General features: G+C 70.6%; 11 protein-coding genes. 9 read left to right on the forward strand and 2 right to left on the reverse strand.

All coding sequences use genetic code 11. From position 1 onward, the window contains the following. The first annotated feature begins 24 nt into the window (after nt 1-24). The 3 genes from ABZU75_RS13230 to ABZU75_RS13240 all read left to right on the forward strand — a co-directional run bounded on the left by ABZU75_RS13230 (nt 25) and on the right by ABZU75_RS13240 (nt 3,484). Nucleotides 25-693 (forward strand): L-ribulose-5-phosphate 4-epimerase, encoded by a 669-nt coding sequence (locus tag ABZU75_RS13230; RefSeq protein WP_355553149.1) that lies wholly within the window; start codon nt 25-27, stop codon nt 691-693. Beyond that, entirely contained in the window at nt 690-2,186 is a 1,497-nt protein-coding gene (gene araA, locus ABZU75_RS13235) for an L-arabinose isomerase (RefSeq protein WP_355553152.1), read from the forward strand. The genes ABZU75_RS13230 and araA overlap by 4 nt, the downstream gene beginning before the upstream one ends. Nucleotides 2,187-2,788: 602 nt before the next feature. After that, the gene (locus ABZU75_RS13240) at nt 2,789-3,484 is read left to right on the forward strand and encodes a hypothetical protein (protein ID WP_355553155.1); all 696 of its coding nucleotides are present in this window, start codon (nt 2,789-2,791) and stop codon (nt 3,482-3,484) included. On the opposite strand, the gene ABZU75_RS13245 is transcribed toward ABZU75_RS13240, so the two are convergent. Further along, nucleotides 3,471-4,592 (reverse strand): transposase domain-containing protein, encoded by a 1,122-nt coding sequence (locus ABZU75_RS13245; RefSeq protein ID WP_355553158.1) that lies wholly within the window; start codon nt 4,590-4,592, stop codon nt 3,471-3,473. The two genes, ABZU75_RS13240 and ABZU75_RS13245, sit on opposite strands and share 14 nt — an antisense overlap. Nucleotides 4,593-4,805: 213 nt before the next feature. Further along, nucleotides 4,806-5,039 (reverse strand): type II toxin-antitoxin system CcdA family antitoxin, encoded by a 234-nt coding sequence (locus tag ABZU75_RS13250; protein ID WP_355553161.1) that lies wholly within the window; start codon nt 5,037-5,039, stop codon nt 4,806-4,808. Nucleotides 5,040-5,388: 349 nt separating this feature from the next. Between ABZU75_RS13250 and ABZU75_RS13255 the strand changes: the two genes are divergently transcribed. From ABZU75_RS13255 to ABZU75_RS13280, 6 genes are all read left to right on the forward strand, one after another. After that, complete coding sequence (locus ABZU75_RS13255; protein ID WP_355553165.1) at nt 5,389-7,065, forward strand: ABC transporter substrate-binding protein; 1,677 nt, start codon at nt 5,389-5,391, stop codon at nt 7,063-7,065. A 3-nt stretch (nt 7,066-7,068) separates the two neighbouring features. Then, the gene (locus ABZU75_RS13260) at nt 7,069-8,079 is read left to right on the forward strand and encodes an ABC transporter permease (protein WP_355553168.1); all 1,011 of its coding nucleotides are present in this window, start codon (nt 7,069-7,071) and stop codon (nt 8,077-8,079) included. After that, the gene (locus ABZU75_RS13265; protein WP_355553171.1) at nt 8,079-8,939 is read left to right on the forward strand and encodes an ABC transporter permease; all 861 of its coding nucleotides are present in this window, start codon (nt 8,079-8,081) and stop codon (nt 8,937-8,939) included. Before ABZU75_RS13260 ends, ABZU75_RS13265 begins: the two co-directional genes overlap by 1 nt. Nucleotides 8,940-8,945: 6 nt before the next feature. Continuing rightward, nucleotides 8,946-10,958: a dipeptide ABC transporter ATP-binding protein gene (locus tag ABZU75_RS13270; protein WP_355553174.1), complete on the forward strand. Its 2,013-nt coding sequence runs from the start codon at nt 8,946-8,948 to the stop codon at nt 10,956-10,958. 8 nt (nt 10,959-10,966) lie between these two features. Continuing rightward, complete coding sequence (locus tag ABZU75_RS13275) at nt 10,967-13,024, forward strand: hydantoinase/oxoprolinase family protein (RefSeq protein WP_355553177.1); 2,058 nt, start codon at nt 10,967-10,969, stop codon at nt 13,022-13,024. Then, nucleotides 13,021-14,171 (forward strand): hydantoinase B/oxoprolinase family protein (locus ABZU75_RS13280; RefSeq protein ID WP_355553180.1); only part of this gene is annotated, 1,151 nt, incomplete at its 3' end. The genes ABZU75_RS13275 and ABZU75_RS13280, both read left to right, overlap by 4 nt.

Raw genomic sequence — 14,171 nt, forward strand, 5'->3', positions numbered from 1 at the left:
GGACCATACGACCGGGGGAGCCGGATGAGCGCCGTCGTCAGGAAGCTGCGCGAGACGGTCTGCCGGCTCCACGACGAACTGGTCCGCTACAACCTCGTCGCCTGGACCGCGGGCAACATCTCGGGGCGGGTGCCGGGCGAGGACCTGTTCGTCATCAAGCCGTCCGGGGTCTCGTACGACGAGCTGAGCCCGGAGTCGATGGTGGTCTGCGACCTGGACGGGGAGCCGGTCGGGGGCGAGCTGTCGCCGTCCAGCGACACCGCCGCGCACGCGTACGTCTACCGGGCGATGCCGCGGGTCGGCGGGGTGGTGCACACCCACTCCACGTACGCCTCCGCCTGGGCGGCGCGGGGCGAGGCGATCCCGTGCGTGCTGACGGCCATGGCGGACGAGTTCGGCGGGGAGATCCCGGTGGGGCCGTTCGCGCTGATCGGCGGGGACGACATCGGCAAGGGAATCGTCGCCACCCTGGAGGGACACCGCTCCCCGGCGATCCTGATGCGCAACCACGGCGTCTTCACCATCGGCGCGGACGCCCGCGCCGCGGTCAAGGCCGCGGTGATGTGCGAGGACGTCGCGCGCACCGTGCACGTGGCCCGCCAGCTGGGCGACCCGCTGCCGATCCCGCGACCCGCCGTCGACAGTTTGTACGACCGCTACCAGAACGTCTACGGGCAAAGGAGTCCGCGTTGATCCTCCACGAGCGTGAGATCTGGTTCCTCACCGGAAGCCAGGGCCTGTACGGAGAGGAGACGCTGGCCCAGGTGGCCGGGCAGTCCCGGCGGATCGCCGAGCGACTCGGTGAGTCGCTGGCGTTCCGGCTGGTGTGGAAGCCGGTGCTCACCGACGCCGCGTCGATCCGCAGGGTCTGCCTGGAGGCGAACGCCTCGGACGCCTGCATCGGGGTGATCGCCTGGATGCACACCTTCTCCCCGGCCAAGATGTGGATCGCCGGGCTGGACGCGCTGCGCACGCCGCTGCTGCACCTGCACACCCAGGCCAACGTGGCGCTGCCGTGGAGCTCCATCGACATGGACTTCATGAACCTCAACCAGGCGGCCCACGGCGACCGCGAGTTCGGCTACATCCAGTCCCGGCTGGGCGTGGCGCGCAAGACCGTCGCCGGGCACGTGAGCGACCCGGCGGTGGCCGCGCGCATCGGCGCGTGGGCGCGGGCCGCGGCCGGGCGCGCGGAGGTCGGCTCGCTGCGGCTGGCCCGCTTCGGCGACAACATGCGCGACGTGGCGGTCACCGAGGGCGACAAGGTGGAGGCGCAGCTGCGCTTCGGCGTCTCGGTCAACACCTACGGCGTCAACGACCTGGTCGCCGTGGTCGACGCGGCGGCGGACTCCGAGGTGGACACCCTGGTCGCTGAGTACGAGGACACCTACAAGGTCGCCCCCGAGCTGCGGGCCGGGGGCGAGCGCCACGAGTCCCTGCGGTATGCCGCCCGCATCGAGCTGGGTCTGCGCCACTTCCTCACCGAGGGGGGCTTCGGCGCGTTCACCACCAACTTCGAGGACCTCGGGGGCCTGCGGCAGTTGCCGGGGCTGGCGGTGCAGCGGCTGATGGGCGACGGCTACGGCTTCGGCGGGGAGGGCGACTGGAAGACCTCGGTGCTGTTGCGCACCCTGAAGACGATGGCGACCGGCCTTGCCGGCGGCACCTCCTTCATGGAGGACTACACCTACCACCTGGCCCCGGGCCAGGAGGTCATCCTGGGCGCGCACATGCTGGAGGTCTGCCCGACGATCGCCGCCGGGGTGCCCTCGTGCGAGATCCACCCGCTGGGCATCGGCGGGCGCGAGGACCCCGTCCGGCTGGTCTTCGACGCCGAACCCGGCCCGGCGGTGGTGATCGGTCTGTCGGACATGGGGGAGCGGTTCCGGCTGGTGGCCAACGAGATCGACGTGGTCACCCCGGCCGAGCCGCTGCCCAACCTGCCCGTGGCCCGCGCGGTGTGGCGGCCCCGCCCGAACCTGAGCACCTCCGCCGAGGCGTGGCTCACCGCCGGAGGCCCGCACCACACGGTCCTGTCCTCCGCGCTGACCGGCGAGGAGCTCACCGACCTCGCCGACATGCTCGGTGTCGAGTTGCTGGTCATCGACGCCGACACCACCCCCCGCCAGTTCGCCAAGGAGATCCGCTGGAACCAGGCCTACTACCGCCTGGCCCAGGGCTTCTGACCCGACGGGTCCCGCTGACAGACGGGCCCCGCCGATCGGCGGGGCCCTCGTGCCGCCGTGCGGGGACACGCCCCGGGACTCGCGGACTCCGCTTGTCATCCGAACACACAAAACGCTCGACAGAACTGTGGGCGAATGCGTATTTCCAGACGCGGGGCCGTCGCGTTTGTTTTCGGATGGCGACAGCGGCGGGGAGCGGGCAAAGGGGCGTCCGATTCAAGCGCGGCCGACGGGGTGGACCGTTTTCCCCTGTATTTCGTCTCCGGCCGTCGCGGCACGCTCGATCGGGAGAACGGTTGAGAGAAGCGCTTGGGCGCCCGAATTGCCGCCGACTCCGCTGTCCGGGGGCTCACACGCTGCTCAGATGGGGGGCAGGCGTTGGTGCGGGAGTCCGGCGGCCGATCGGACTGCTTTCCTCCGCGGGAATCCCGGCCGACTCACCGGTCGATTCATTCAATGGCGAAGCGCTTATGTCAACAGTGCTTCAATTGACTTAGGAGGTGATATCGAAGTCCGATTGCGGTGTTTGGGTGATTGATATTGACGGTGAATATGCGGCTATCTACCCTCACGATGTCCAGCACATTACAAGGGAGTGGCCGATGAAACGTATCCGAAACCTCGCCGCCGCCGCCGTCGCCATGACGGCACTCGTTCTCGCCCCGCTTCCCGCCTCGGCGGCCGGCACCACGATCCACCGGGACACCGACACGGGCCTCCCCTATTCGGGCAAGATCCGGGCCACGCTCATCGATCCGGTGTCGGTCTCGACCACGCTCGCCACCGCCACCTGCAACACGGGCAACATCGACGGGACGGTCCAGTCGGACGGCACCGCGCTGAACGTCTCGGTCTTCAACTTCAGCAACACTCCCGGCCCGGCATGCCCGAACAGTGCCGGAGGCTCCTCCACCGTGTCCCCGGTAGGGCTCGCCTGGAACGGCGGCACCGTCGTCTACAACAAGGTGACCCCCGGGCGCGACGGCATCGTGACCCTGCTGGGCGTCAAGGTCTCCTCGGTGTCCACCGGCTGGTTCGGCACCATCAGCTGTGTCTACCGGGGCTCCGGCGCCGGTAACAGCATCGCCCTGGACGCCTTCAACCCCGACAACGCCAGCCGTCCGAAAACAGCGATCGCCCAGGCCCAGGCCAAGGCCACCAGCTACGCCCTCACCAAGGACAGCGGCAGCATCCTGTGCCCCGGCACGGCCAGCTACACCGCCACCTTCCAGCTCATGGGGGAGACCGTCGCCAACTCAGGTGTCTTCGACCAGAAGCTGTACCTCACCACCCCCTAGGCGATCCCGCTCCCGACACACCCTCGGTCCGCCTTCCGGTACGCACCCGGGAGGCGGGCCACCCCCGCGCGCGATCGGTTCCCCGGCAGGTCAGGGCCCGTACCGCCTGGTAGACGCAGAGCAGCGCCCAGATCTCCTGGGCCACCGTCTCGGGGGTCCGGGAGCGCAGCGCGAGCACCGCGCCGCTCCGGTCGGATCGCAGCCAGGCCAGCGCGCGGTCCATGACCCAGCGCTCCGCGTACCGCGCCACCAGCTCCGGCGCCGGAGCCCTTCCCGGGTCGAGCAGCGTGGTGATCAGCCGTTCCGCACCGGGCAGCGGGATGACCCGCAGCAAGGCGTCCGCCCAGCCGGGCGGCCTGGACAGGAACGACCCGTCGCCGAGGCGGCGCGCCACGGGGAACCCGCCCGCTCCGCCGGTCCGCCACAGCAGGTGCGTGCCGGTCCCCGCCGCCTGCCGCCACAGCTCGGCCCCTCTCGCCCCCGGGCCGGCGAGCAGCAGCACGCCGGGCTCCAGGCGGCGCAGCAGCCTCGGCGCGAGCGCCTGCCGGTCCGCCCCCGAACCGCCGATGGTCGCGTCGATCAGCGCGTGCGTCCCGCCGTCGACCACGGCCACCACCCGTACGCACGGCAGGCGGGCACTCTCGTCCGGGTAGCCGAACGCCGCGTTGTCGCGGGTCTCGGGGATGGTCAGCGCGGTGCCGTCCAGCGACACCGGCCGCAGTCCGGCCAGCCACGACCCGGCGGCCCCGGGCTCCGGCAGCGGCCCGGCCACCCGGCGGAACAGCACCCGCAGCGGTTCCGCGCCGAGCCGCGTGCGGGCCCGGCTGATCGCCGACACGCTGGGCGGCTCCCAGCTCTTGGCCCAGTGCGAACGCCACGACAGGCCGTTCAGCAGCAGGCGCATGATCTCGTCGTAGTTCCGGTCCGGGAACATGCACAGGGCCAGCACGTAGTAGATCGTCAGGCGGGCGGGCAGTGCCCGCCGCCGCTGGTCGGCGCAGCCGCTGGCCAGCACGACCTCGTCGAGGAGCGGTACGGGGAAGGCGGAGGTGAGGATCCCGATCGACAGATGATCGGCCAGCCGCCCATTGACCGGCTCAGTCTTCACCCAGGTAGTCATGCCCGTGGGGATTAACTGTCAAGCCATAGGCGGTCAAATGCTTTATTTCCATACAAATGCGCTTAAATCCGCCCAAAAAATGTGCACCGGGTGAGTGCCGGGAGGGTGGCCGAGGCCGCCGGGCGGACCTGGGGGCTTTGGTGTCGCAGGAGAGCGACAGGGGTGTCCATCAGGAGGCTCGTGTCCGGAAGGTGGGGCCGGTCATCGGTCGCGCTCGCCCTGGCTCTCGACGTGGGCCATCATGCGGGCCACGTGATCGGGGTCGGCGTCAGCGGCCTTCGTGTTCCAGAGTGCGCGGCGCCGGCGCTCTCGCCGGACTTCCAGGGTGAGGGCCTCGTTGACGTAGGCGGAAGGTGAGCCGGTGCCGCCCCGCTGCCTGGCGTGATCGAGCAGATCGTGATCGACGGTCACGCTGCTGGTTTCCTTCGCGGCCATGGTGACACGGTAGTACCGCACTAAGATCTTTTCCGCTGGTCGAGTGTCAGGCGGAAAGTGGTCCTGTCGTCGCTTCGGGGCGGGTCGGGCCGCCGGGCGGAGGCGATTCTGCCGATACGGTACGGGGTGCCGGTCACATATGGGCGACAGTCTTGTGAAATTCAGTGAACATGGCTGTTGGGCATGATCTTTATGCTGTCCTGGTGCTTCTCTGGGCATTGGCCTCGTTCGTGAACAGACATTGGTCACTTGTTCACTAAACTCAGGTCTGATAGAACAAATGCCACATGTAGGTCGGGTGGACCGTCTCCCTCGCGGCCTATCCCCTGTGGCCCCCTGGAGGACTGCCGTGCCCGGCTTCTCTCGTCCCAACGGTCCGGGATCCCCGGCGCTGTCCCGCCGCTCGGTCCTGCAGCTCGGCAGCGGGGTCGCCCTCCTCCTGGCGACCGGATGCGCCGCCGGCACCACCGGGGGCGGCGGATCCACCGCGCCCGCGGCGAGCACCGCCCCCGGCGGGGCCCCGGGCGCCTCGAAGCTGCGGATCGCGGTGAGCAGCTACCTGAGCAGCTGGGACCAGGACTTCGTCGGGTTCGACCTGACCGCCCTGATGCTCTACAAGAACGTCTTCCCCTACATGGTCGACTACGGGGTCACCTCGGTCGGCGACGGCCAGATCCTCGACACCGAGGCCATCGCCCCCACCTTCGCCGAGTCCTTCGAGCCCGACGCCGACAACAAGGTCTGGACCCTCAAGCTGCGCAAGGGCGTCAAGTTCGCCAGCGGCAACGAGATGACCGCCAAGGACGTCAAGTGGTCCAAGGACCGCGCGTTCGCCGCGAAGGCCAACGTGGCCGGCGTCTACCGGCTGATCGGGCTCACCAAGGCCGACCAGGTCGAGGTGGTCGACGACTACACGGTGACGTTCACCCAGGCCTTCCCCAGCGCGCTGACCCGGCAGATCCAGGCCATCTCGCTGTACGTCTTCGACTCCGAGGAGGCGAAGAAGCACGCCACCGACGCCGACCCCTGGGCCAAGGAGTGGTTCGCCAAGAACCCCCCGACCGGCGGCTACTTCAACGTGGAGAAGGCGGTCCAGGGCCAGGAGATCGTGCTCACCGCCAACGCCGGCTACCCGGGCACCGACGGCGCCAAGAGCTCCGAGATCAGGCTGAGCGTGGTGCCCGCGGCCTCCAACCAGCGCCTGCAACTGCAGAACGGCGACATCGACGTCGCCTTCGGCATCGGCCAGCGCGACATCAAGGACCTCAAGTCCACGAAGGGCATCAAGGTCATCTCCGCGCCGAGCAACAACCAGCTCGCCATCCAGATGTCGGTGACCACCGCCCCCTTCGACGACCCCGCGGTGCGCAGGGCGCTCGCCCACGCGGTGCCGTACGAGCAGATCATCGCCAACGTCTACGGTGGCGACGCACGGGCGGCCAAGAGCGTCGTCCCGCTGGACATGCCCGGCTACTCCGAGACCGGCTACCCCTACGCCTACGACGTCGCCAAGGCCAAGGAGGCGCTGGCCGCGGCGGGCAAGACCTCGATCACCTCCGAGCTGGTCTTCCAGACCGACAGCGAGGAGCAGCAGCAGATCGCCGTGCTCGTGCAGAGCGAGGCCAGGAAGGCCGGCATCGAGCTGAAGCTCACCCCGCTCGACCCCGCCACGCTCGGCGAGCGCAGGGCGAAGAAGAACATCCCCCTGCAGATCACCCTGGGCCAGCTCTGGGTCAACGACGTGGAGTACATGCTCGGCACCAGCTTCACCAAGGGCGCCAGCCTCAACTACTCCAACTACGTCAACCCCGAGATCGAGAAGATCTTCGAGGACTCCCACACCGTCGTCGACGCGGCCGAGCGTGCCGGGCTCTGGCAGCGCGTGCAGGAGATCCTGGCCGAGGACGTGCCATGGGTCGTCATCTGCCAGCCCAACTTCAACCTCCCGGTCCGGGAAGAGGTGGCGGGATGGGTCCAGCCGATGGACGGCCTGGCCCGGCTGCGCTACCTGAGCACCTCCTCCTGATCCATGCGTATCCTCCGGTTCGTCCTCAGGCGGCTGTTCCAGCTCGTCCCGGTGCTCCTCGGGGTGGTCGTGCTGACCTTCCTGCTCGTCAGGGTCCTGCCGGGTGACCCGATCCGTACCATCCTCGGCCCCAACGCCACGGAGGCGGACGCCGCCGCGGCGCGGGCCAGGTTCGGGCTGGACCGGCCCCTGTGGCAGCAGTTCCTCGACTACATCGGGGGACTGTTCACCGGTGACTTCGGCACCTCCATCCAGAGCGGTGCCCCGGTGGGCTCGGAGATGGCCCTGCGGGTGGGGCCGACCATGGAACTCGTGGTGATCGCGCTGGCCGTGGCGCTGGTGCTGGCGGTGGTGCTCGGCATCTGGTCGGCCAGGCACGCGGGCCGGTTCGGCGACCACACGGTCCGCGTCGCGGCGCTCATCGGCAACTCGGTACCGGAGTTCTGGCTCGGCCTGGTGCTGGTCCTGGTGGGCTACAGCGTGCTGGGCTGGTTCCCGGCACCCAGCGGCCGGGTGGATCCCGACACCGAGCTGAACCTGATCACCGGCGCCGACCTGCTCGACGCGGCGCTGACCGCCAACGGCCCCGCGTTCGTCTCCGCGCTGGAGCACCTCGCGCTGCCGGTGGCCACGCTGGTCATCGTCATCGTCGCGCCGCTGCTGCGCAGCGTCCGGGCCTCCGCGCTTGAGGTACTGGCCTCCGAGGCGTACACGGCCGCCGCCGCGCACGGCCTGAAGGACCGGCTGCTGCTCCGCGGCTACCTGGTGCGGGCCACGCTGGTGCGGCTTCCCGCGCTGGCGGCCCTGGTGTTCGGCTTCTCCATCGGCTCGACGGTCCTCGTGGAGTACGTCTTCTCCTGGCAGGGCTTCGGGCAGTGGGCGCTGCGCGGCCTGCTCTACCGGGACTACCCGGTGGTTCAGGCGTCGGTGCTCGTGATCGCGCTGTTCTACGTGGTGGTCTTCCTCATCGCCGACGTCGTCCACGCGATCCTCGACCCGAGAGTGAGGATCTGATGGCCGAAGCGCCACGAGCCCGGGAGGCGGGCGCGGACCGTCGCTTCGCGTCGTCCCTGATCACGGTGGGCTCCGCCATCCTGGCCGTGGTCGCGGTGGCCGTCCTGTTCGCGCCGCTGCTGAGCTCCTGGGGTCCCGAGGAGATCGACCCCCTCGCCTCCCTCGCCCCGCCGGGCGGCGCGCACCTGCTGGGCACCGACCTCAACGGCATGGACGTGTGGAGCCGGGTCCTGCACGCCGCCCGGCTCGACGTCGGCATCGCCGTCGCCGCGGTCGCCCTGGCCGTGGTCGCGGGCAGCCTCGTCGGCCTGGTCGCCGGATACCGGGGAGGCTGGGCCGACGACGTGCTGATGCGGGTGCTCGACGTCTTCCAGGCGTTCCCCACTTTCATCCTGGCCCTGGCGGTGGCCGCGCTGCTCGGTGGCGGCGACGACGGCATGGTGAACCTGATCGCGGTCATCGCCCTGGTGAACGCACCCGCCTACGCCCGGCTGGTCCGCGCCGAGGTGCGCTCCATCAGGGAGCTGCCCTTCGTGGAGGCGTCCCGCACCTCCGGCTCCTCCTTCTGGGGGGTGCTCTGGCGGCACGTACTGCCCAACAGTCTGACGCCGGTGCGTGTCATCGCCCCGCTGAACTGCGGCTGGGCCATGCTCACGCTGGCCGGGCTGTCCTTCCTGGGACTCGGCGTGCCGCTGCCCACCGCGGAGTGGGGCGCCATGATCAGCCTCGGTTCCGGTGACGTCGTCGCGGGCCGGTGGTGGACCTCGGTCCCGCCCGGCCTCTTCCTGCTGATCTGCGTCCTGGGCTTCAGCCTCCTCGGTGAGGGCCTGCAGGAACGCGCCGACTCCACAAGGAGGTGACAGACGATGACACTCCTGTCGATCGAGGACCTCTCCGTCGTGATCCGGCGGCCGGGACGCCGGGTCGCCGCGCTGAGCGGGGTGAACCTGAGCGTCGAGCCGGGCGAGGTGGTCGGCCTGGTCGGTGAGAGCGGCGGCGGCAAGAGCATGGTGGCCCGCTCGATCGTGGGCCTGCTGCCCGGCGGCTCCCAGACGACCGGACGGGTCATGTTCGACGGCGCCGACGTGCTGACGATGGACGCCGCCGAGCTGGAGGCCTTCCGCGGGCACGGCGCCGCGATCTGCTTCCAGAACCCGCGCGGCGCGCTCAGCCCCACCCGTACCGTCGGCCGCCAGCTCGTCGACCGGCTGGTCACCCACCGGTCGCTGGCCCCGGCTCCGGCCAGGGAGGTCGCCGCCGAGCTGTTCGAGTCGGTCGGCATCCGCAGCCCGAGGCGCCGCCTGGACGCCTACCCGCACGAGCTCTCCGGCGGCATGGCGCAGCGCGTCATGATCTCGCTGGCCACCGGGTGCGCGCCCGGCCTGCTGATCGCCGACGAGCCCACCACCGGGCTGGACGTCACGCTCACCCGGGAGATCCTCAACCGGTTCCGGCTCGCCGCGAACGCGGAGCGGCGCGGTGTGCTGCTGATCTCCCACGACCTGGCGTCGATCGCGGAGGTCTGCGACCGCGTCGTGGTGCTCTACGCGGGGACGGTGGTGGAGAGCGGTCCAGGCCCGCAGGTGCTCCACGAGCCCGCCCACCCCTACACGCGGGCGCTGCTGCGCTCGGTGCCCGACATCGACGGGCGCCCGGTGACCGCGACCCCCGGCGCGATGCCGCTGCTGACCGAGGCGCCGTCATCCTGCCCGTTCGCGCCGCGCTGCGCGCACGCGACGCAGCTGTGCACGGCGGACCTGCCCGTCGCCGGGCCCCTGGCCCTGGACTGGAGCGCCGCCTGCTTCCACCCCCGCTCGGGCCCACTCGACGACCCCGCCGAGCCGCCGGTCCCCGCGGAGATCCCGCCCGCGGGAACGGTCCCGTCCGCCGGTACGGCCACCTCGCCCGGTGCGAAAGAGAGCGTGCTGCGCATCGAGGACGCGCACGTCGTCTACCGCAGCCGCTTCGGCGGCGGGGGGCACCACGCGCTGCGCGGGGTCAGCCTCAGCGTCGCCGCGGGCGAGCGGCTGGGCGTCGTCGGGGAGAGCGGCTGCGGTAAGAGCACCCTGGCCAGGCTGATGCTCGGCCTGGTGCAGCCCTCGCAAGGCAGGGTCGAGGTGGCTGGTCACGCCCTGTCCGAGCTGCGCGGCGCCCGGCTGCGCCGGCTGCGTACCCGCGCCCAGCTGGTCTTCCAGGACCCGATCGGGTCGCTCAGTCCCCGGCGGACCGTGCAGGACGCGATCGGTGAGCCGCTGCGCGCCGCCGGGGTGCCCGCCGCGGAGCGCGCCTCGCGCGTCGCCCGCGCCCTGGAGCGGATGGAACTGGACCCGTCGATCCTGGAGCGGCGCCCGCACGAGCTGTCCGGCGGGCAGGCGCAGCGCGTCGGCATCGCCCGCGCGCTCGTCGGCGAACCCGACCTGATCGTCTTCGATGAGCCGACCTCGGCGCTTGACGTCACGGTACAGGCGCAGATCCTGAAGGTGATCGCCGAGGTGAGCGGCGACAGCTCGCGTGGCTCGGTCTTCATCTCCCACGACCTGGCCACCGTGCGGGGGTTCTGCGACCGCGTCGTGGTGCTCTACCTGGGACGGATCGTCGAGGAGGGGCCGGTGGAAGAGGTCTTCGGCAATCCCGGGCACCCCTACACCAGGGCGCTGCTGTCCAGTGCCCCCAGCCTCGGCGTCGGTTACGGCGGCCCGCAGGTCGAGTTGACCAAGGATCTGGAGGAGGCGGACGCCGCCGGGGGCTGCGCCCTCGCGCCGCGCTGCCCCTTCGCGACAGACGAATGCGGAGAGCAGGAGCAGGAACTCCGCCCGTACGACGCGAGCCTGGTCGCCTGCCACCGCGCCGCCGAGATCCCCGCGCTGATCGAAAGGTGACACCCTCAATGCCCGACCCGAAGCACATCCGTCTGGCCGTCGACATCGGCGGCACCTTCGTCGACGCGATGGAGCTGAACACCCGCACTCATGAGGTGCGTTTCAGGAAGGCCTCGACCACCCCGGCCCGCCCCTGGGAGGGCGTGCTCGACGCGGTCACCGCGCTCGGTACCGACCTGTCGGAGGTGGAGCTGTTCATCCACGGCACCACCCTGGGCCTCAACGCGGTCCTGGAACGGCGCGGTGAGCCGACGGGGATCATCACCAACGACGGCTTCCGCGACATCTTCCTGATCGGCCGGGGCAACGTGCCCGCCGACCACATGTACGACTTCCAGTACGAGCGCCCCGAGAGCCTCGTGCGGCGCCGTCACACCGCGGGGGTGCGGGGACGGCTCGACCACCGGGGCCGCGTGGTCGAGGAGCTCGACGCCGAGGGCGTCAGGGAGGCGGCCCGGGTCCTGGTCGAGGAGGAGGGCGTGGTGTCGATCGCCGTCTGCTTCCTGCACTCCTTCCTCGACCCCTCCCACGAGCGCCAGGCCGCCCGGATCATCCGCGAGGCGTACCCGGACGTGACGGTCTCGCTCTCCACCGACATCGTCAGGGAGTACCGCGAGTACGAGCGGACCAGCACGACGGTCCTCGACGCCTACATCCGGCCGATCTTCGAGAGGTACGTCGACAGGCTGGAGCATGGGCTGGCCGAGCGCGGGTTCGGCGGGCAGTTCCTGATCATGAGGTCCGGCGGCGGTTCCATGACGTCCTCCGTGGCCAAGACCTCCCCGACGCACACGGTGCTGTCGGGCCCGGCGGGCGGCATCGTCGGCGCGGCGCACCTCGCCGCCGCCCTCGGTCGCCGGGACCTGCTCACCTTCGACATCGGCGGCACCTCGCTGGACGCGTGCGTGATCGAGCACGGGTCCCCGGTGGCCGCCTACGAGGCGCAGCTGGAGCACTTCCCGCTGCTGATCCCCACTTACGACATCCGCACGATAGGGGCCGGAGGGGGCTCGATCGCGTGGTTGGAGAGGGGATTGCTCAAGGTGGGTCCGCACAGTGCGGGTGCCGACCCCGGCCCGGTGTGTTACGGCCGGGGCGGCACCCGCCCCACTGTCACCGACGCGGCGGTGGTCCTCGGCTACGTGGACCCGGGCCGTTTCCTGGCCGGGACCATGGACCTGCACGCCGACGCCGCTCGCGCGGCGCTCGACGAGCAGGTGGCCCGGCCCCTGGGGCTGAGCACGGAGGCCGCCGCGGCGGGCGTCTTCGACGTGCTGCTGGCCAAGACCGTCGGCGCGGTCCGGCAGATCACCGTCGAGCGGGGGCACGACCCCCGGGGCTTCTCGCTGCTCGCGTTCGGCGGGGCCGGACCGCTGCTCGCCCCGCTGCTCGCGGCGGAGATGGGCATCGGCGAGGTCATCGTGCCGTTCGCGCCGTCCGGGTTCTCCGCCTGGGGCATGCTCAGCGCCGACATCGTCGACGACTTCTCCCGTACGGTGATGGCCACCCTGGACGACGCCGACCTCGACGAGCTGGAGACGATCTTCAAGGGCATCGAGGCCGAGGCCGTCGACTCCCTGGAGGCGCAGCGGGTCGCGGCCGGGCGTATGCTCCTTGAGCGCCAGTTCGAGCTGCGCTACCTGGGGCAGGAGCACTCGCTCATCGTCACCGCGGGCCGCGACCTCGACCGGGACGCGATCAGGCGGGCGTTCGAGGAGACCCACGTGGCGCGCTACGGCCATGCCATGGACAACCGGCTGCAGATCCTCAACCTGCGGGTGCGCGGCATCGGCCGCACCGATCGGCCGGAGTTGGTGGTGCGCCCGCCGGGCGACGGCGACGCGGGCCGGGCACTGTTCGCCCGCAGGGACGCCTACGACTTCGGCACCCGGGCCACGGCGTCGTTCGCCGTCTACGACCGCGCGCTGCTGGAGCCGGGCGACGCGTTCGACGGACCCGCCCTCATCGACGAGGGCACCTCGACCACCGTGGTCCCCTCGGGGCAGCGGGTCGAGGTCGACGAGCACGGTTACCTGCTGGTCAGGCTTGTGGAGGTGGCGTCGTGACCGAGCGACTGGGCGAGACCCTTGACGGGGCGACCGCCGAGGTGGTGCGCAGCTACCTGCTCGCCGCGGCGGAGGAGATGCGGGCCACGCTGATCCGCACGTCGTTCAACCCGGTCATCTACGAGGTCCACGACTTCGGCATGTCGATGTACGACGCCGACCTGCGGCTGATCGCCGAGGCCACCGGGCTCACCTTCTTCCTCGGCGCCAACGACTTCTCCCTGCGCAAGGGGGTGGAGTACGTGGGGCGGGAGAACCTGCGTCCGGGTGATGTGGTGCTGCTGAACTATCCGTACTGGAACGCGGCGCACGCCTATGACGCGACGTTGTTCTCGCCGGTGTTCCTGGGTTCTGAGCTGGTGGGTTTTCTGTGTGTGCGGGCTCACTGGATGGATCTGGGGGCCAAGGATCCGGGGTATGTGCTGGATTCCACGGACATGCATCAGGAGGGGATCATCTTTCCGGGGACGAAGGTGTTCTCGGGGGGTGAGCCGAACCGGGAGATCATCGAGTTGATCCGGTTCAACTCGCGGATGCCGGATCTGGTGATCGGTGATCTGAACGCGCAGGTCGCCGCGTTGCGCACCGGCGAGCGCCGGTTCCTGGAGATCCTGGAGAAGTTCGGCCGCCCGACGGTGGAGGCCGCCGTCGGGCGGATGATCGAGGACGGCGAGGCGCGCACCCGCGCCGCCCTCGCCGAGCTGCCGCAGGGGTCGTGGACCGCGGTCGACTGGGTCGACGACGACGGCATCACCGAGGACCCGGTCCGGATGCAGGTCACCGTCACCATCGCCGACGGCACCTTCACCGTGGACTTCGACGGTTCCGCGCCGGCCACCCCCGGTCCGATCAACATGCCGTTCGGCGCCACCGAGGCGATCTGCAAGGTGGTCCTCAAGTCGCTCACCTCGCCCGACGAGCCGTCCAACTTCGGCACGACCGTGCCCCTGCGGGTGCGGGCCGAGCCCGGCACGCTCTTCCACGCCGTCTACCCGCAGCCGACGTTCACCCTGTGGACCGGCATCGTCGCGGTCGAGCTCATCCTGAAGGCCCTGGCGCAGGGCATGCCGGACCGGTTGCCCGCCTCCTCCGGAGGGGACGTGCCGGGGTTCATGATGGTCGGGATCCACCCGGAGACCGGGCAGAT

This window comes from Streptosporangium sp. NPDC005286 (genome assembly GCF_040607515.1).
In the GTDB taxonomy this organism is placed as follows: domain Bacteria; phylum Actinomycetota; class Actinomycetes; order Streptosporangiales; family Streptosporangiaceae; genus Streptosporangium.